Here is a 19,095-nt window from a genome sequence, read left to right on the forward strand (position 1 = left end):
CCGAAACAGAGCACCGAGCCCCGACCCGACACCCCGACCAAGCCCCGAGACCTGAGCCCCGAGCCCCGAGACCTGAGCCCCGAGACCTGAGCCCCGAGACCTGAGCCCCGACCGTCGACCGAGAGAGGAACGCCCGTGGGATTCGCCCATGAGTACGCGACCGCCATCGTCCGGCGGGGCCGGTATCCCATGGAACCCGCCGACTTCGTGCCCGACTGGGCGGACCGGCCGAGGAAGGGCAAGCACTTCCCCGGCGCGGAGACCTTCCCGCTCCCACGCGACGAGGCACCGGCCGAAGCCACCGTCCAGCAGGGCCTGTTCGGCCCGCGCGGCACCGGCGCCTTCACCCTGCCGCTGCTCGCGGGGATGCTCCAGGAGTCCTACGGCCTGGTCGGCAGGCGTCTTGCCGTACAGGCCAACTCCGACCTCGGCACCCTGCCGATGTACACCCAGGCCAACTGGTCGCGCGGCACCGCGTCGGGCGGCGGCCTCTACCCGATCGGCGTGCACTGGGTCAGCGGCCCCTCCGGCCCGCTCACACCCGGCGTGTACTACTACTCGACGCCCCACCACCACATGCGGCGGCTGCTCGCCGGGGACGCCACGGGGGAGGTCCGGGCCGCGCTCGGCGGCCGACTCGGCGCGGACTGCGACCAGTTCCTCGTCCTCGGCGTGCGCTTCTGGCAGAACGCCTTCAAGTACAACAGCTTCAGCTACCACGTCGTCACGATGGACATCGGCGCTCTGCTCCAGACCTGGCGGATCTGGGCGCGGGCCCGCGGACTGCACATCGGCGCCGCGCTGTGGTTCGACGAGGCCCGGCTCGGACGGCTGCTCGGCCTCGGCCAGGACGAGGAGGGCGTCTTCGCCGTCGTACCGCTGACCTGGGACGGCGCCCCGTCGGCGGCCCCGGCGCTGCCGGCCGGCGACCCGCCGACCGCGCCACGGGTCCGCCACGCCGACCAGGAGCGCTCCCGCACCACCATGACGTTCGAGACCGTACGCCGGATGCACGCGGCGACCCTCGACGGCGCCGCGGACCGACCGGCCCCCGGAACGCTGGACACCGCACTCGCGCTGCCCGTGCCCGAGGGCGGCGAGCGGACCGCGCTGCCCGCCCCCCGGCCCCTGGACACCCCCGTCGGACAGGCGCTGCGGGCCCGGCGCAGCAGCTTCGGCCGCTTCCAGGCCGTCCGCCCGCTGCCCGCCGACGCGCTGTCGACCGTACTGGCCGCGGTCGACGCGGCGAGCAGCCTCGACACCGACACCGAGACCCCCGGCGCACCACCCCTCAGCCGCGCCTACGTCTTCGTCAACCACGTGGCGGGCATCGCGCAGGGCAGTTACCTCTACGACCGGGAGGACCGTTCGCTGCGGCTGGTCAAGGCCGGGGCGCCGGGCGAATTCCTCCAGCGCAACTACTTCCTCGCCAACTACAACCTGGAGCAGGCGGGGGCGGTGATCGTGCCCGTCGCCCGCACCACCGCCGTGCTCGACGCGGTCGGCGACCGCGGCTACCGGCTGGTCAACGCCGTGATCGGCGCCGTCTCGCAGGCCGTCTACACCGCGTCCGCCGCGGCCGGGCTCTCCTGCGGCGTCGCGCTCGGCTTCGACGCGATCTCCTTCACCGAGGAGCTGGCGCTCGACCGGACCGGCGAAGTGCCGCTGCTGATCATGATGATCGGCCACGAACGGCCCCGCCCGGCCGACTTCCGCTACGAGATCGCCTGACCGGGCGGCAACGGCCGCTGACGGCGGCCGAGTCCAGAACCCCGCACGACCTCGCACGACCTCACACGGCCCCAGGGCCCGAGGGACCGCAGAACCTTACGACCGCAGGGCCTTACGACCGCAGAGCCCGAGGACCGCAGGGGCCTTACGACCGCAGGACGGAAAGGAGCGGCATGAGCGTCATCGCCGACGCGCAGGACACCGAGGCGCCACGGAGCTGGCTGCTGCACCGCCGCTTCATGCTGCGGGTGGCGGGACTGCCGGTCGAGGCCGTCCACCGGCTGCGCTGCCCCGACACCCGGCGCTGGGCCGACCGCGTGCTCGCCGCCGAGGAGCGACTGGCCGCGCTCGCCGCCGAGTTGAGCGACCCGCTGACCGTCCTGGTCAAGGCCACCGAGGACGACACCGAGCGGCGCGCCGTGCTCGCGCTGCGCCGCCAGGTCTTCAACGACCGGCTGCCGCGCGACCCGGACGCCGTACGGGACCTCGCCGCCGCGCTCGGCGGCCCGACCGGCGAACTCCTCACCGACTGGCTGGAGTCCCGGCTCGGACTTGAGCAACTGCGCGGCGATGGTGGCCCGTTGCTCGACCGGGACCTGGCCGCGAGCCGCGCGGAGCTGCGCGGCCTCGCGGGCGAGGAGCGGCTGCGGCTCGCCCTCGCCCTGGCCTCGCCGACGCTGGACGGCCAGCTCGACGCGTTCATCGCCGACCGCGCCGCCGTACCGGACAAGCGGACCAGGAAGAAGGAGCGCTCGCTGCTGGCGTACCTCTACAGGACCGCCTGCAAGACCAGCCCGTTCAGCACCTTCACCGCCGTCGCCGAGGGCCGGTTCCGCGAGGTCGGGCCCGAGGTGCGGACCGGCGGCGACTGGACCAGCCACCCCCGGCTGAACGTCGTGGTGCTCGCCAGGCTCGCCGAGCTGATCGGCGCCGACGACACGCGGCGCGGCGACCTCCCCGTCGCCCTGTCGGCGGGCTGGGAACTGGACGAGAACCGTATCCGCTACGTACGCCGCTCGGTCACCGCGGGCGACGACAGCGCCGCCGTCAGCTTCGACGCGGCCCACGACCGGCTCTTCTTCCTGCGCCACAGCGACATCCTGGAGCGGATGATCGCCCTCTTCCACGGCGAAAAGCCCGTCAGATACGCCGAGTTGACGGCCTGGCTGGCGGCGGAGACCGGAGCGAGCCGGGACGAGGCGGCGCACTACGCCGCGACCCTGCTCGACCTCGGCATCCTCCAGATGACCGGCCTCGCCACCGATGTGCACGCCCCCGACCCGCTGCGGTCCTTCCAGAGCGCGCTGCGCGGCCTCGGCCGCGACTGGGCCGACGCCGTCGCCGACCGGCTCGACGCCCCGGCCGCCCGCGTCGACGCCTGGGCCACCGCCGACGTACCCGCCCGGCGCGCGCTGCTCGCCGGGCTGCGCCGCGACCTGACCGCGCTCCAGACCGAACTGGGCGCCGCCGCGCCGTCGTTGCCGCAGACCCTGCTCTACGAGGACGTCCGCGAGGACGCGGTCGAGGCCGACGTCACGCAGTGGACGGAGCTGGCCGCCGCGCCGCTGCACGCCCTGACCGGCATGCTGCCCGCCTTCGACGTGGCCCTCCCGCAGCGCCTGGTCCTCAAGGGCTTCTTCCTGGCCCGCTACGGCCGTGGCGGCCGGTGCGACGACCTGCTGCGGCTCGTCCACGACTTCCACGAGGACATCTTCACGCAGTACCTCCAGTTCACCTCGATGAAGTCGCCCTGGGCGGCCGACGGCGGCCATGCGCCGGAGGAGAACTGGCTCGGCATGCCCGAGGTCACCGCGGTGGACCGGGCCCGCGCCGAGTTCACCCGCCGGATGCGCGACGCCTGGGCCGCGTACGCGGCGGCGCCCGGCGGCGAACTACGCCTGGACGAGGACACGGTGGCCGCCGTCACCGCCGAACTCGCCCCGCTGGGCACGTCCTTCGCCCCGCACAGCCACTTCCTGCAACTCGCCCGCCGCGCCGAGGACCCGCTGGTGGTGCTCAACAACTCCTACGGCGGCCTGTCCTTCCCCTTCACCCGCTTCACGCACTGCTTCGACGCGGCACCTGAGAACGGCGGCACGGCGGCACCCGGCGGCGCGGCGGCGGACGGCGGCGACCCCGCACCCGGCGGCCTCACCGACCGGCTGCGCGAGACCCTGCGCGAATGGCAGCCGCCCGGCGCGGTGTTCGCCGAGATCACCGCCGGGTCCGCCACCACCAATCTCAACCTGCACGGACGGCTCACCGACCACGAGATCGTCTGCCCCGGCGAGAGCAGCACCGTGCCCGCCGCCGGCCGGATCGACCTGGACGACCTGTACGCGGAACACGACCCGGTGGACGACCGGCTGGTGCTGCGGTCCCGGCGGCTCGGCCGCGAGGTCGTCCCGCTCTACCTCGGCTACCTCGTCCCGATGGTGCTGCCCGAGGTGCCGCGCACGCTGCTGCTCTTCTCGCCGACCTCCCGCGCGGCGGTCGACGTGTGGCGCGGCGTACCCGCGGGCCCCGAGCGCGACGGCGTCACCGCGCGGCCCCGGGTCCGCTTCCGGAGCCTGGTGCTGCACCGCAGGTCGTGGACGGCGGCGCCCGGCGCGCTGCCCGCCCGCGAACCGGGCCTGGACGAGGCCGGGTTCTATCTGCGCTGGCAGCGCTGGCGGCGCGACCACGGGCTGCCCGACCGGGTGTTCGCCACCGTCCACGAGGAGAAGGCCGACGACGCGAGCGGCTTCGGCGCGGTCTTCGGCGGCTCCAAGCCGCAATTCGTCGACTTCGACAGCCCGTTGTCACTGATCGCGCTCGACGGGCTGACCGGCGGCGGCCGTACCAGGACCGTCTTCGAGGAAATGCTGCCGGGCGAGCAGGAGTTGCACGTCCGCTCCCCGCGCGGCCACCACGTGGCGGAACTGGCCGTCGAAATCGTCCCCCGCGCGGCGGAACCGGCCGCGGCGGGCCACCACGGAAGGCAGGACAGCTCCGTATGACCACCTCCGGGGCGCGATCCGCCCCCGTCACCGGCCCGCGCCCGACACCGCGGTCCGCGCCCGAATCCGCGGCCGTGCCCGCACCGGCAGGCGCTTCGGGGCGCGGCGACTGGCAGGCGTTCCACGTCTTCTACGCCGCCAGCCCCCGCCCCTTCCTGCTCCAGTGCGTGCGCCCGCTGGTCGAAGGGCTCACCCGCGACGGCCTGTTGAGCGGCTACTTCTTCATCAACTACTGGCTGGAGGGCCCGCACATCAGGGTGCGGCTGCGCCCCTCGTCCCCGCAGGCCGCACCCGTGGTCACCGCGCGCGCCACCGCCGCCGTCGACGCCTTCCTGCGCAAGCGCCCCGCGCTCTACGAGGTCAAGGGCGGCTTCCTCGCCGACCTGTACAACACCCTCTTCGAGCTGGAGTTCCCCGGCGGCGAGCGCAACGGCCTGGTCGACGAGGAGGGCCGCATGCGCCTGCGGCCCAACAACTCCTTCAGCCTCGAGCCCTACGAGCCCGAGTACGGGAAGTACGGCGGCCCGGCCGGGGTCGAACTGGCCGAGTGGCACTTCCAGCGCTCCAGCGACCTGGTCATCGACGCGCTCGCCACCATGAACCTGCACCTGCGGACCGTACTGCTGGGCGTATCGGCCCAGTTGATGATGACCATGTCCGGGTGCCTGCTGCGCGACGACACCGCGCTGCTGGAATTCCTCGACCGCTACCACGAGTTCTGGAACTCCGCGTTCTCCGGCACCAACTACACCGCCCAGGACGGCTACGACCGCGCCTACGGCACGATGGAGGCGCTGCCCCAGCGCTTCCAGGAGATCCGCGCGGCGGTCGCGGAACCCGCGCCCGAGCGGCTGCCGACATTCCTCGCCGGGTGGGCCGAGCACTGCCTGGAGCTGCGCGAACGCGTCATGGCCCTGGCGGACGGCGGCGACCTGGTCTTCCGCTCCTGGGACGGCACCCGCGACCTGCCGGTCACCGACCCCGGCCAGGCGCTGCCGATGCTGCTGTCGCCGTACATGCACATGACCAACAACCGGCTGTCGGTCACCGTCCGCGACGAGGCGTTCTTGTCGTACGTCCTGGCCCGCGCGCTGCGCGAGCCCCGGACGCCGCCCGGCGCCGACTCCGACGGCCGGTCCGAGCCGCAGCCCTCGGCGGCGCCATGACCACCGGCGGCCTGCTCGAACTGCGGCCCGCGCTGCGCCCCGGCATTCTGGTCGGCCCCGCCCTGATGCGCGGCCCCGCCCTCGTCCATCTGCTCAAGGACCCGGTCACCGGGGTACGGCTCGAAGTCGGCGCCAAAGAGCACTTCATCATCGCCCGGCTCGACGGCAGCCGGTCGCTCGCCGAGATCGGCGCGGAGTACGCGGACCGGTTCGGCGCGCGGCTCGGCGACGCGCAGTGGCAGCAGATGCTGCGGCTGCTGTCGACCCGTCAGCTCCTCGACGGCGGTGGCCGGCCGGTCGTCGTGCCCGTCGCCAGTGCCGAACCGGCCTTCAAGTCAACGCTGTTGAGCGGGAAGACGCGCATGGTCGCGGACGCCCCCGCGCTCATGGACACCCTGCACGGCGCCACCGCCTTCGCCCGCAGGCGCGCCGTCCTGTTCCCGCTGCTCGCGCTGGCCGTCGCCGTCCTCGCCCTCGTCGGCCTCCGCTTCGGCCAACTGGCCGACCAGACCGGGCGCCTGTACGACCAGCCGGTCGCGCTCGCCGCCGTCGGCTGTGTGCTGTGGGTCAGCCTCGGCCTGCACGAACTGGCCCACGGGCTGGTCGCGCGGGCGTACGGGCTGCGGGTCGGGGAGATCGGGCTCCGCCGGGTCTGGGGCTTCATGACGTACCTCTACTGCGAGGTGCACGACGTCCAGTTCCTCGACCGGCGCGGCCGTCAGGTCGCCGTCGCGGCGGCGGGCGCCGTCATGAACCTCCTCTTCCTCGCGCCGTTCTGGCTCGTCTGGGCCCTCCTGCCGGAACACGCCCAGGCCCTCCCCTTCTTCGGCGGCCTCATCCTCCTCGGCACCGCCATGGCCCTGCTCAATCTCCTGCCGCTCCCGCCGCTCGACGGCTACAAAGCCCTCGGTTACACCCTGGGCACGCTCCAACTGGCCACCGAGAGCCGCCAGTTCCTGGGCGTGGCCGCGCGTGCCCTGCTCGGGCGGAGGGCCGACTCCGGCCGGGACGGCGCGGCTGCCGCCGCGACGACTGGCCGAGTGCCCGGCTCCGGCCGGAACGCCCGCGCGCGGCTCGCCGCCTACCCCACGCGGCTGCGCCTCATCTACGGCGGATACGCCGCCTGTTGCGCGGTGCTGGCCCTGGCGGCGCTCGCCGTGGCCGGACTGCTGTGCCGCGCGGCACTGCCGGACGACTGGCGCACCTGGACCCCGTACCTCCCGGTGGCCCTGGTCGCCGCGGCCCTCCTCCTGCGCCTGCTCGGCCTGCGCGCCGCGGCCATGCGCGAGGCGGCGCTCGCGCGCCGGACGCCGGGGGAGACGGCCGACCTCCGGCCGGGAAGCGGCTCCGCGACGACCGCCTCGGGCGCCGTCGGCGCGGGAGCGTCGGCGCCCACCGGCTCCCCGGCCGCGCGGCGGGCGTCCGCGGCCGACGGGGCGCGGCCGTCCGGCGTGGCGCACGCCCTGCCGTCGTCCGCGACGACCGCTACGGGCGCCGCGGGCGCGGCGGCGGGCGCGAAGGACTCTGAACGGCCCGCGTCAGCGGGGACACCTCAGGAGCGGGAGAAAGGCGACATGAAACGAACCGCACGTCCGACGGGGCCGGCGATCGAACTGGTCGGGGTCAGCAAGCGGTACGGCGAGGTGCACGCGCTCGACGGGGTGTCGCTGACGGTCGAGCAGGGCGAGTTCTTCGGCGTTCTCGGGCCCAACGGGGCCGGAAAGACCACGCTCGTGGAGATCGTGGAGGGGATGCGGAAGGCGGACGCGGGCAAGGTCGCCGTGTTCGGCCAGAGCCCGTGGCCGCGGAACATCGCGCTGCTGCGGCGGATCGGGGTGCAGACCCAGGCGTCGGCCTTCTTCACGCGGCTGACCGCGTGGGAGCACCTGGAGACGGTCGCCGCGCTCCAGGGCGTGGACCGCGCCGCCGCGCGGCACGCGATGGACCTGGTCGGGCTGCGGGACAAGGAGCGCAGCCGGGTCGACGACCTGTCGGGCGGCCAGCGGCAGCGCCTGGCGCTGGCCACCGCGCTGGTCCACGAACCCGACCTGATCTTCCTCGACGAGCCGACCGCCGCGCTCGACCCCGAGGCGCGCCGCGCCCTGTGGTCGGTCCTGCGGGACCTGCGCGGCGAGGGCCGCACCATCGTCTACACCACGCACTACCTGGACGAGGCGGAGGCGCTGTGCGACCGGGTGGCGATCATCGCCGACGGCCGCGTCGTGGCGCTCGACAGCCCCGGCTCGCTGATCAGGTCGATGGCCGCGCCCGCGCGGCTGCTGATCCCCGCCGGCCGGATCACGCTCGACCAGGCGCGCGCCGTCGAGGGCGTCGACCGGGCGTTCATCGAGGGCGCCGAGGTCGTCGTCGAGACCCGGCACGCCAACCGGGTGCTGGTCGCGCTCGGCGAGTTCGTGGACATGGACGCGATCCAGACCAGGACCGCGACCCTGGAGGACGCGTATCTGCGGCTGACGGGACCGGGCGCCGGGGGAGCCGGAAAGGCGGAAGCCTCGGGCCCCGACACCGGGACCGGCCCCGACACCGGTCCCGGTCCCGACACCGGGACCGCCACCACGACGGCCGCCGTCGGAACGGAGCACCGTCCATGACCACCACCACCGCCTACTCCGCGCTGACCAGGGCCACATACCTGGCGTCGATACGCGACCGCACCACCGTCTTCTTCACCTTCGCCTTCCCGCTGGTCTTCCTGGTCGTCTTCGGTCTGCTCTTCCGCGGCCAGTCGGTCGACGGGGGCCTGGCGTACATCAACTACGTGGCACCCGGCGTGCTCTCGTGGGGCGTCGGCAACGCGGCGCTGTTCGGCCCGGCCTTCGCGCTGATGCACTGGCGGCGCGACGACATCCTGCGGCTGATCTGGCGTACGCCCACGCCGCTGCCCACCGTCCTCGCCTCGCGCTTCGTGGTCGCCGTCGTGGTCGGTCTGTCGCAGGCGGTGCTGTTCACGGCGGTCGCGCTGCTGCCCTTCTTCGGCCTCCACCTGGACGGGAGTTGGCCGCTCGCGCTGCCGCTGCTGGTCTTCGGCGTCGCCGCCTTCCTGGCGATGGGCCTGGTCGTCGGCAGCCTCGCCGACACCCCGGAGGCGGTCGCCGCCATCGCCAACTGCGTGATGGTCCCGATGGCGTTCCTGTCCGGCTCCTTCTACCCGGCGGACCTGCTGCCCGGCTGGATCCAGACCATGTCGTGGGTGCTGCCGCTGCGTTACCTCGACCACGGCCTCACCGATGTGCTGGCGGGGCGCGCCGACTTCGCCTCGCTCGCCGTCGACTGCGGCGGCCTGGCCGCCTTCACCGTCGTCTTCGGGCTGATCGCCGCCCGCACCTTCCGCTGGAGCAACCGGACATGAGCCTCGACACCGCGGTACGGCCCGCTCACGTGCCCGAGATCCCCGGGCAGACGCCGCTGGAGTCCGCGGGCCGCGACCTGGAACGGCGGCTGGCCGCGCGAGCCGCCCGCGCCGCCGCGCCCGCGCCCGGGACCGCCGTCGTCGGCGGCACCGATGTGCTGCGCCCGGAACCGGCCGAGACCGCGGGGCGGCGCGCCCGTGCCACCGTGCACCTGACCGCCGACGCCGTGCTCGTCGGCCCCTGGGGCGGCTCGCCCGCCGAGGCCGCCTGCGGCACCTGCCTGGCCATCCGCTGGCAGCGGCTGCGCACCCGTACCGAACGCGAGGCGCTGGAGACGGGCCTCGCCCGTACCGCCGCCGGGCGCTGGCCCGTGCTGCCCGACTTCACGGTCGACGCGGTCTGGGCCCTCTACGAACTGACCCTCGGGCGGAAGGCGGAGACCGGTTCGGAGACCGGTTCGGAGACTGGTTCGGAGACGGGGGCCGGGACCGGCGGCCACGACCTGCCTCGGGTCACCCGGTACGACCTGGAGACCGGCCTCGTCCAGACCGTGCCGCTGCTCGCCGACCCGCTGTGCCCGCATCCGCACGGCGCCCCGCCCGCGACGACCGCACCGACCCGGCCCGACCTGCCAGCACCCGACGCGGCGGGCCTCGACGTACCCGCCGCCGACGTATCCGGTACCGGCCCGTCCGGGCCCCACCCGTCCGGGCCCGGGCACTTCCTCGCCACCGGGCCCGAGGCCGAGCCCTTTCCCGTCTCGCGGCCCAAGCCCACCCCCGACAGCTACCGGCTGCGGTCACCCGGCGCGTACGCCCTGCCGACCGCCGCGCTCGCCAACCCCGTGTGCGGGGTGCTCGGCGCGGGCACCTGGAGCGATGTCACCTCGCCGACCACCGCGCCTGTCGCGGGCAGCGTCTTCATGCGCGGTTACGCGGGCCTGACCGACGTCACGTGGAGCGGCCAGGCCAACTCCTTCGCGCACAGCAGGGACTTGGCGTTCCTCGAAGGGCTGGAGCGGTACGCGGGCACCCACCGCAGGGAGACCGGCGGCGTCGTCACCGACTCGTACGACAACCTCGGCGACGCGGCCCTCGACCCGCGCGACTGCGGGCTCTACACGCCGGAGACCTACGCCGCCGACCCGATGATCGCGCCCTTCGACCCGGCGCGGCCGATCCCCTGGGTACGCGGCTGGTCGCTGCGCGACGAGCGGGAGGTGCTGGTGCCGGCCCGGCTGGTCTACTACAGCGCGGGCACCGCCGCCGACCACTTCGTCTTCGAGTGCTCCAACGGCTGCGCGATCGGCAGTTGCCTGGAGGAGGCCGTGCTGTTCGGCCTGCTCGAACTCATCGAGCGCGACGCGTTCCTGCTCGGCTGGTACGGCAACGCCCGGCTCACCGAGATCGACCTCGGCTCCTGCCGCAGCCCGGTGGTGCGCGCCATGACCGACCGGGCGGCGCTGTGCGGCTACGACGTGCACGCCTTCGACAACCGCATCGACCTCGCCGTGCCGGTCGTCACCGGCCTCGCCGTCCGCCGCGACGGAGGCCCCGGCACGCTCGCCTTCGCCGCGGGCGCCGCCTTCGACCCGGAGACCGCGGTGGAGTCGGCGGTCTCCGAGATCCTGACGTATCTCCCGCACCTGCCACGGCAGGTGACGGAGCGTCCGGCCGAACTGGAGGCGATGGCCGAGGACTTCGACCTCGTCCGCCGACTCCCCGACCACGCGGCCCTGTTCGGCCTGCCGCGGATGAGGGAGCACGTCGGCAGCTACCTGGAGCCGCCCGCCGTAAGGCCGTTGGACGAGGTCTACGCGCGGTGGGAGCGGGACCGGCCGCGCGGGCTCGACCTGCGCGACGACGTCCTGTGGTGCCGGGACGAACTGGCGCGCGCCGGATGCGATGTCGTCGTGGTCGACCAGACCACCCCGGAGCAGCGGCGGATGGGCCTGCGGACGGTCTGCACGCTCGCGCCAGGTCTGCTGCCGATCGACTTCGGCTGGCCGCGGCAGCGCGCGCTGACCATGCCCCGGCTGCGTACCGCACAGCGCCGCGGCGGCCTGCGCCCCGACGACCTGCGCGACGACGAGGTGCGCCGCGTGCCGCACCCGTTCCCGTAGGAACCCGCAGGAACCCTGAGGAATCTCCGAGGAAACCGACGATGACGACGCCGCGACATGACTACTCCGCGGACCGGGGAGGCCGGTCCGCGGAGCGTGAAGCGGGTGGTGGCTCGTCAGGCGGTGCAGCTCGTGGTGCTGGTGGTGCTGGAGCAGGTGCTGGTGCTGGAGCAGCTCGTCGACGAGCCGAGCATGACCTCGCTGGCGTCCGAGTAGTCGGTGATCTCGAAGGTCTCCGACTCGAGCTCCAGGATCTCCTGGGCCAGAGAGGCGAGCGGCGTGTCCAGCTTGGAGATGTCAGCCATGATGACTCCTTCTCAGCAGGGAGCGCGGCCCGCGACGGACCGGCCCCATCTTTCTACGCGCGTCCACTGGCGAATCACCCTGCCGCCCGCTGTCATCCCGCTTGCACCGCCCGCCGCCCCTGTCACGTGACCCGCATTCCGGCACCCCCGCCCCCGACCCCCGCCCGGAGCGCCCGATGAACCCGCCGACCGGACCCACACCCGTATCCGGACCCATGTCCGGGCCCCCGCCCGCCTCAGGAACCGTCTCCGACGCCGTCCTGACCCGCGCCGCCGAGCTGTATCTGGACCTGCACCGGCACCCCGAGCTGTCCGGGGCCGAGGAGCGCACCGCCGCCCGCTTCGCCGCCGCGCTCAGGGCCGCGGGACTGCGCGTCGAACGCGGCGTCGGCGGCCACGGCGTGGTCGGGGTGCTGGCCAACGGCCCCGGACCCGTCGTCATGCTCCGCGCGGAGCTGGACGCCCTCCCCGTACGCGAGAACACCGGCCTGGCGTACGCCAGTTCCGCCACCGCCGCGGGACCCGACGGCGCCCCCGTCCCCGTCATGCACGCCTGCGGCCACGACATGCACCTGGCGTGCGCGGCGGGCGCGGCGGCGTCGCTCGCGGGGGCCGCCGACCGGTGGCAGGGCACGCTCGTCGTCGTCGGCCAGCCGGCCGAGGAGACGCTCAGCGGCGCCGCCGCCATGCTCGCCGACGGCCTCTACCGGCGCTTCCCCGTGCCCGACGACGTGCTCGCGCAGCATGTGGTGCCGCTGCCCGCGGGCATGGTCGCGCACGCGCAGGGCCCGCTGCTCGCGGGCAGCGTCACCCTGGAGATCGTGCTGTACGGCCGCGGCGGCCACGCGTCCACACCGCAGTTCGCCGCCGATCCGGTGATCACCGCGGCGGCGGTCGTCCTGCGCCTCCAGACCGTCGTGTCGCGCGAGACGGGTCCCGGCGAGCCGCTGGTGCTCACGGTCGGCTCGGTACGGGCGGGCACGCCCGGCGCGGGGAACGTCATCGCGGACTCCGCGACCCTCCAGGTGACCGTGCGGGCCTTCTCCGACGCCGCGCTCGACCGGGCCGTGGCCGCCGTCCACCGGATCGCGCGCGCCGAGTCCGCCGCCTCGCCCGACCCGCAGCCGCCCGCTCCCGACCTGCGCGTCCTGTCCCGTTCCTGCCCCACCGTGCCCGACGCCGAGCTGACCACCGCCGTGCGCCGCGCCCACGAGGCCGCCTTCGGTCCGCAGCGCGTCACCCGCTGGCAGCCGTCGACGGCCACGGAGGACTTCGCGCTGTACGGCGACGCGGGCCGCGCGCTGCACGGCGTGCCGGGGATACGGACCGGCTACTGGATGCTCGGCGCGGTCGGCCCCCGGCAGTGGGTCGAGGCGGGCCGCGGCGACACGGACACGGCCGGGCGGCTGGCGGCACTGCCGCCGAACCACTCCTCGCGGTTCGCCCCGCACCCCCGCCTCACCCTCGAAGCGGGTATCGCGGCGATGACTGTGGCGGTACAGGCCCGTATGCCGTCGGTTAAGGTCGCATCGACCGCGTCGAGCGTATCGACGACGCCGTCCCGGCAGGACCGTCCGGCAGGGCGGGGGACGGCGGGCACGTAGCGCAGCCACCCGAGGGGCCCTGGTGAGACTGAGGCTGGAATTCACGACCGAGCCGTTCGACCTGGACGAGCCGCCCGAGCACGCGGTGGTGGCCCGCGAGGTGGTCGAGGGCGCGTCGCTCGACGCGGTGGACGTCGGCCCGTTCGGCAACACCGCCGAGGGCGAGGCCGACGCGGTCGTCGCGTCCGTCGCGGAGCTGCTGCGGCGCACGCTGGCGGCGGGCGCCACCCGGGTGTCGCTCCAGGTCAACGTGGTCGCGGCGGCCGGGCGGGCGCAGGAGGACGGCAAGTGACGGGCACCGGGGGGCACCCCTTCGCCGCGGCGGTGAAGCCGTTGGTGGACGCGATGGGCGCGGAGATGGTCGCGCCGCACGAGGCGCGCGGCGACGACGTGGTGCTGAGCTGGGAGGGCGAGGAGGTGGTGGCCGTCCGGCTGCCCCATCTGGCCGACTCCCTCGACCACCTGCTGGCCGACCTCGAACGCCGGCACGGCTCGCTGCCCGCCCTGGGCCGCAAGGACAAGCAGACCGTCGTCCGCATCCTGGAGGAGCGCGGCGCCTTCTCCGTGCGGCACGGCGTGGAGACCGTCGCGTCCGCGCTCGGCGTCAGCCGCTTCACCGTCTACAACTACCTGAACAGGGAGAACGCCCTGAACAGCGAGAAGAGTGCCCGCGAGAGCGATTGACCGGCCGTTGTTTCCTCTTCCGTCCGCCCCCGGACGGCTTTGTTACCGGAAGTTTTCAACAAACTGTTGACGTCGTACGGCGGCGGCTCTTAGCTTGCGACTGTGACTTCCAGCGCATCGCCGGGTCTTTCCCGGCTCAACGAGGCCACCTCGTCAGCGGCGTCCGCGCTGCTCCACGAGGTGTGCGCCAGTACGGCGTGGGACGCAGCGCTGGCCGCCGGACGGCCGTACGACCGCCTCGACGACCTGCTCGCGGCGAGCGACACCGCCATGGCGGCGCTCACCGCGGACGACCTCGCGCAGGCGATGGCCGGACACCCGCCGATCGGCCGCCCGACCCCGGGCGACGCCACGTCGGCGCGGGAGCAGAGCGGGGTCGGCGCGGCCGAGCGCGAGGAACTGCTCGCGCTCAACCTGGCCTACCAGGACGCGCACGGCCATGTCTTCCTGATCTGCGCCACCGGCAGGACCGGTGAGCAGATGCTGGCCGCCCTCAAGGAGCGGATCGGCAACGACACGGACACCGAACGCGAGATCGTCCGCGCCGAACTGGGAAAGATCAACCGCATCCGGCTCACCCGCCTCGCCGGAGCCGGAGCCGGAGCCGACACCGGGACCGGCACCAGTGGCACCGCCGGAGCCGGAGCCGCACGCGAGGCCGCGTCCGAAGGAGATCCCTCATGACCGACACGTCGGTGTCCACGCACATCCTGGACACGAGCGTCGGCCGCCCGGCGGAAGGCGTGCCCGTCCATCTGTCGGTGCGCGCCTCGTCCGGCGGGATCTGGTCGCCGCACGGGTCGTCGAAGACCGACGCCGACGGCCGCTGCAAGGATCTCCCGGCCCTGCCGGAAGGCACCACCCACGTACGGCTGCACTTCGACGTGGAGCCGTACCTCACCCGCCAAGCCAACGCACAGCAGGACGCCCCCCGCGCAAGGGACAGCGGAGCTTTCTTCCCGGAGGTGGCGATCGTCTTCGCCGTCAGGCCGGGCGAGCACTATCACGTACCGCTGCTGCTCAATCCGTTCGGCTACTCCGTATACCGAGGGAGCTAGCACCGATGACCGCCACTTCCCGCCCGTCCCACCCGGTTTTTCTCGGCCAGAACCAGTACGGCAAGGCAGAGAACCGCGTCGTCCGGATCACCCGCGACGGCGGCACGCACCACATCAAGGACCTGAACGTCTCGGTCGCGCTCTCCGGCGACATGGACGACGTGCACCTGTCCGGCTCCAACGCCAACGTGCTGCCGACCGACACCACCAAGAACACGGTGTTCGCCTTCGCCAAGGAACACGGCATCGAATCCGCCGAGCAGTTCGGCATCCACCTCGCCCGGCACTTCGTCACCAGCCAGGAGCCGATCAAGCGGGCGCGGATACGGATAGAGGAGTACTCCTGGGAGCGGATCGCCGCCTCCGAGGCGGCCTCCCGCTTCATCGGCGCCGACGAGATCCAGCACTCCTTCGTCCGCAAGGGCCAGGAGACCCGCACCACCGAGGTCGGCTACGACGGCGAGAACTGGCAGGTCGTCTCCGGCCTGAAGGACCTGGTGGTCATGAACTCCACCAACTCCGAGTTCTGGGGCTTCGTCAAGGACGAGTACACGACCCTCAAAGAGGCGTACGACCGCATCCTCGCCACCGAGGTCACCGCCCGCTGGCGGTTCAACTGGACCAGCGACGAGCGGCGCGCCCCGCAGTGGGAGAAGGCGTACGGGCAGGTCCGCACGGACCTGCTGGAGGCGTTCGCCGAGACGTACTCGCTCTCGCTCCAGCAGACCCTCTACGCGATGGGCTCGCGGGTCATCACCAGCCGCTCCTACGTGGACGAGGTCCGGCTCTCACTGCCCAACAAGCACCACTTCCTGGTCGACCTGGAGCCGTTCGGCCTCACGAACGACAACGAGGTCTATCTCGCGGCCGACCGTCCGTACGGCCTCATCGAGGGCACCGTGCTGCGTGACGGCGCCGAGCCCCGCATCCCGGTGACGGACTGAGAGGCACCACCATGAGCAACCGCATCGTCATCGAGAACTGCGGCGTCGCGACCGTCGACGCCGACGACACCGAGTACGCCACCGGGCACGTCGTCGTCGCGGACAATCTGATCGAGTCCGTCGGAGCGGGCCCCGCACCGGCCGGTCTGGAGAACGTCACCCGCCGGATCGACGGCACCGGACACCTCGTCACCCCCGGCCTGGTCAACACCCACCACCACTTCTACCAGTGGATCACCCGCGGCCTCGCCCAGAACAGCAACCTCTTCAACTGGCTGGTCGAGCTGTACCCGACCTGGGCGCGGATCGACGAGCGGATGGTCTACGCGGCGGCCTCCGGCTCGCTCGGCGTGATGGCCCGCGGCGGCGTCACCACCGCGATGGACCACCACTACGTCTTCCCGCGCGGCGCGGGCGACCTGCTCGGCGCCGAGATCCGCGCCGCCGCCGAACTGGGCGTGCGCTTCACCGCCGCCCGCGGCTCGATGGACCGCGGCAAGAGCGACGGCGGACTGCCGCCGGACTTCGCCGTGGAGACCACCGAGGGCGCGCTGCTCGCGACCGAGGAGGCCATCGACACCCACCACGACGCCTCCTTCGGCTCGATGCTGCACATCGCCGCCGCGCCCTGCTCGCCCTTCTCGGTCTCCACCGAACTGCTGCGCGAGGCCGCGGTGCTGGCCCGCCGCAAGGGCGTCCGGCTGCACACGCACGGCAGCGAGACGGTGGAGGAGGAGAAGTTCTGCCACGAGCTGTTCGGCATGGGCCCGACGGACTACTTCGAGTCCACCGGCTGGCTCGGCGACGACGTGTGGATGGCGCACTGCGTCCACATGAACGACTCCGACATCGCCGCCTTCGCCCGGACCGGAACCGCCGTCGCGCACTGCCCGTCGTCCAACGCCCGGCTCGCCGCGGGCATCGCCCGGGTGCCCGACATGCTCGCCGCCGGGGTCCCGGTCGGTCTCGGCGTGGACGGCACCGCGTCCAACGAGTCCGGTGAACTCCACACCGAACTGCGCAACGCCCTGCTCATCAACCGCCTCGGCGGCGGCGAGAAGGCGCTGAACGCCCGTCAGGCCCTGCGCCTGGGCACGTACGGCGGCGCGCGCGTGCTCGGCCGTACCGCCGAGATCGGCTCCCTGGAAGCCGGGAAGCTCGCCGACCTCGTGCTGTGGAAGCTGGACGGCATCGCGCACGCCTCGATCGCCGACCCCGTCGCCGCGCTGGTCTTCGGCGCGGCGGCCCCGGTCACCCTGTCGCTGGTCAACGGTGTGCCGGTGGTCGAGAACAACCGGCTCACCCGCGCCGACGAGGACGCCATCGCGCGGCTGACCAGGACCGAGGCGCAGCGCCTCGCGCGGATCGCGGGCCTGGCGTAACACCGTAGGCACCGCCGTGAAAGCGACCGGTCGGGGAGGGACGGCCCCCGACCGGTAGCCGGACCCTGTCCTGACACGGGTCCGGCGACACCGCCCCCGGACCGTGGGACCACGGTCGGCCCCGCGGCTCCGGGGGCGGTGCCTCCCCGAAACCACGGCCCGCACCCCGGCGCGCACCCCGGCGCGCGCACCGGGGCCGGGCGCCACGGCGGGTACGCGACGACCTCCCGCTCCGCGCCGTTTACTATGCGTTCAGCCGGACGTCCGCACCCCGCCGGGTGCGGGGCGCGGCAGGCAGGATTCCGCCACAGCCAGAGGTGAGCGCCCGTGAGCCCGACCGAGCCCGTATCCGCCGAAGGCTCCGCCGCCGAGCCCGCCACGGGGGCCGTCACCCTGGTCACCGGCGGCACCGGCACCCTCGGCCGCGCGCTGGTCGACCGGCTGCTCGCCGCCGGCCGCCCGGTACGCGTGCTCAGCCGCGGCCCGCGTGGGGCCGACGACGCGCGGCCGTACGAGTGGGCGGTCGGCGACCTGCGGACCGGCGTCGGCATCGACGGCGCGCTCTTCGACGGCGTCGGCACGATCGCGCACTGCGCGACCACCAACGGCCGCGGCGACGTCGAGGCCACCGAGCGGCTGACCGGAGCGGCGGTGCGCGCGGGCGGCGACCCGCACCTGGTGTACATCTCGATCGTCGGCGTCGACCGCGTCCCGCTCGGCTACTACCGCGCCAAACTCGCCGCGGAGACCGTCGTGGAGCAGTGCGGGCTGCCGTGGACGGTGCTGCGCACCACGCAGTTCCACGACCTGGTGGCCCGGCTCACCGTCGCGCAGCGACGGCTGCCCGCGATCCTGACGCTGTCCGGAGTGAGCTTCCAGCCGGTCGACGTCACCGAGGTCGCGGACCGGCTCGCGGACCTGGCCGGAGGCGAACCCGTGGGCCACGCACCGGACTTGGGCGGTCCGCAGATCCGCAGCGCCGCCGATCTGACCCGCGCGACCCTGCGCGCGGCGGGCCGCCGCAGGCTCGTCGTACCGCTGCGGCTGCCCGGCGCCCTGGCGGGCGCGCTGCGCGCGGGCGGCAATCTGACCCCCGATCACGCCGACGGCCGGATCACCTACGACTCCTGGCTCGCCGCCCGCACCCCGCCGAGGAAGCCGGGGCTCACAGCGCCCGGTGCATGATGTGCAGGCCGACATAGCCCAGACGCGGATGCCGGAACCCCTCGGGGACCGTACCGATCACCCGGAAGCCCAGTGACTCGTACAGCTTCACCGCGTAGGTGTTGGACTCCACCACGGCGTTGAACTGCATGGCGCGGAAGCCCTCGCGCTCCGCCCAGCGCAGCGCCTCCTCGCACAGCGCGCGGCCCGCACCGCGGCCGCGGTGCGCGGGGTCGACCATGAAGCTGGCGCTGGAGACATGGGCGGCGTTGCCGCCCTGGTTGGCGTTCATCTTGGCGGTGCCGAGCACCGTGCCGTCGTCGCCGACGGCCACGACCGTCCGCGCGGGCGGCGCGAGCAGCCAGTAGTCCCTGGCCGTCGCCTCCGGGATGTCCGTCGGATAGCTGAAGGTCTCGCCGTCCGCGCAGATCCGCCGCAGGAACGGCCAGATCAGCGGCCAGTCGGCCTCGGTCACATCACGGATGAGCATGCGGAGCAGCATGAACGGCCGCCGGCGCCGGGTGCAAGCGCGTTTCGGCGCGGCGGCCGTTCCCGGGCGCCGGGG

The 19,095-nt window shown here is 73.6% G+C and carries 15 protein-coding genes and 1 pseudogene; 14 read left to right on the forward strand and 2 right to left on the reverse strand.

Going from position 1 to position 19,095, the window contains the following annotated elements; all coding sequences use genetic code 11:
* Positions 1-135: 135 nt before the first annotated feature.
* From ACFY9V_RS28950 to ACFY9V_RS28975, 6 genes and pseudogenes are all read left to right on the forward strand, one after another.
* Complete coding sequence (locus ACFY9V_RS28950; RefSeq protein ID WP_391163597.1) at positions 136-1,731, forward strand: nitroreductase family protein; 1,596 nt, start codon at positions 136-138, stop codon at positions 1,729-1,731.
* A gap of 173 nt (positions 1,732-1,904) precedes the next feature.
* Positions 1,905-4,730, forward strand: coding sequence for a lantibiotic dehydratase (locus ACFY9V_RS28955; RefSeq protein WP_391163598.1), 2,826 nt, complete (start codon positions 1,905-1,907; stop codon positions 4,728-4,730).
* The gene (locus ACFY9V_RS28960) at positions 4,727-5,896 is read left to right on the forward strand and encodes a lantibiotic dehydratase C-terminal domain-containing protein (RefSeq protein ID WP_391163599.1); all 1,170 of its coding nucleotides are present in this window, start codon (positions 4,727-4,729) and stop codon (positions 5,894-5,896) included. The genes ACFY9V_RS28955 and ACFY9V_RS28960 overlap by 4 nt, the downstream gene beginning before the upstream one ends.
* 1,574 nt (positions 5,897-7,470) lie before the next feature.
* A pseudogene (locus ACFY9V_RS28965) lies at positions 7,471-8,385 on the forward strand (ABC transporter ATP-binding protein); the annotation flags it as partial.
* A gap of 119 nt (positions 8,386-8,504) precedes the next feature.
* On the forward strand, positions 8,505-9,266 hold the full coding sequence (locus tag ACFY9V_RS28970; protein WP_188281751.1) for an ABC transporter permease: 762 nt from the start codon (positions 8,505-8,507) through the stop codon (positions 9,264-9,266).
* Positions 9,263-11,389 (forward strand): TOMM precursor leader peptide-binding protein, encoded by a 2,127-nt coding sequence (locus ACFY9V_RS28975; protein ID WP_391163600.1) that lies wholly within the window; start codon positions 9,263-9,265, stop codon positions 11,387-11,389. Before ACFY9V_RS28970 ends, ACFY9V_RS28975 begins: the two co-directional genes overlap by 4 nt.
* A 116-nt stretch (positions 11,390-11,505) precedes the next feature.
* Here ACFY9V_RS28975 and ACFY9V_RS28980 read toward each other — a convergent pair whose 3' ends face one another.
* Positions 11,506-11,694, reverse strand: coding sequence for a thiazolylpeptide-type bacteriocin (locus tag ACFY9V_RS28980; RefSeq protein ID WP_093711265.1), 189 nt, complete (start codon positions 11,692-11,694; stop codon positions 11,506-11,508).
* A gap of 215 nt (positions 11,695-11,909) precedes the next feature.
* On the opposite strand from ACFY9V_RS28980, the gene ACFY9V_RS28985 reads away from it, so the two are divergent.
* From ACFY9V_RS28985 to ACFY9V_RS29020, 8 genes are all read left to right on the forward strand, one after another.
* Positions 11,910-13,298: an amidohydrolase gene (locus ACFY9V_RS28985; protein WP_391163601.1), complete on the forward strand. Its 1,389-nt coding sequence runs from the start codon at positions 11,910-11,912 to the stop codon at positions 13,296-13,298.
* A gap of 22 nt (positions 13,299-13,320) precedes the next feature.
* Positions 13,321-13,590, forward strand: a complete 270-nt coding sequence (locus ACFY9V_RS28990; protein ID WP_355338956.1) for a hypothetical protein — start codon at positions 13,321-13,323, stop codon at positions 13,588-13,590.
* Positions 13,587-13,982, forward strand: a complete 396-nt coding sequence (locus ACFY9V_RS28995) for a helix-turn-helix domain-containing protein (RefSeq protein WP_391163602.1) — start codon at positions 13,587-13,589, stop codon at positions 13,980-13,982. Before ACFY9V_RS28990 ends, ACFY9V_RS28995 begins: the two co-directional genes overlap by 4 nt.
* Before the next feature lie 102 nt (positions 13,983-14,084).
* The gene (uraD, locus tag ACFY9V_RS29000; RefSeq protein ID WP_391163604.1) at positions 14,085-14,666 is read left to right on the forward strand and encodes a 2-oxo-4-hydroxy-4-carboxy-5-ureidoimidazoline decarboxylase; all 582 of its coding nucleotides are present in this window, start codon (positions 14,085-14,087) and stop codon (positions 14,664-14,666) included.
* A complete protein-coding gene (gene uraH, locus ACFY9V_RS29005; RefSeq protein ID WP_391163606.1) occupies positions 14,663-15,040 on the forward strand; it encodes a hydroxyisourate hydrolase in 378 nt (125 codons plus the stop codon). Before uraD ends, uraH begins: the two co-directional genes overlap by 4 nt.
* A gap of 5 nt (positions 15,041-15,045) precedes the next feature.
* Positions 15,046-15,984, forward strand: coding sequence for a factor-independent urate hydroxylase (pucL, locus tag ACFY9V_RS29010; RefSeq protein WP_391163607.1), 939 nt, complete (start codon positions 15,046-15,048; stop codon positions 15,982-15,984).
* 11 nt (positions 15,985-15,995) lie between these two features.
* Positions 15,996-17,366: an 8-oxoguanine deaminase gene (locus ACFY9V_RS29015; RefSeq protein WP_391163608.1), complete on the forward strand. Its 1,371-nt coding sequence runs from the start codon at positions 15,996-15,998 to the stop codon at positions 17,364-17,366.
* A gap of 393 nt (positions 17,367-17,759) precedes the next feature.
* The gene (locus ACFY9V_RS29020; protein WP_391163761.1) at positions 17,760-18,551 is read left to right on the forward strand and encodes an NAD(P)H-binding protein; all 792 of its coding nucleotides are present in this window, start codon (positions 17,760-17,762) and stop codon (positions 18,549-18,551) included.
* Here ACFY9V_RS29020 and ACFY9V_RS29025 read toward each other — a convergent pair.
* Positions 18,532-19,020 carry a GNAT family N-acetyltransferase gene (locus ACFY9V_RS29025; protein ID WP_391163609.1) on the reverse strand — a complete coding sequence of 163 codons (489 nt, stop codon included), beginning with the start codon at positions 19,018-19,020 and terminating at the stop codon, positions 18,532-18,534. The two genes, ACFY9V_RS29020 and ACFY9V_RS29025, sit on opposite strands and share 20 nt — an antisense overlap.
* Positions 19,021-19,095: the final 75 nt, after the last annotated feature.

Origin of the sequence: Streptomyces sp. NPDC008317, from assembly GCF_042955955.1 — a bacterium.
Taxonomy (GTDB): Bacteria; Actinomycetota; Actinomycetes; order Streptomycetales; family Streptomycetaceae; genus Actinacidiphila.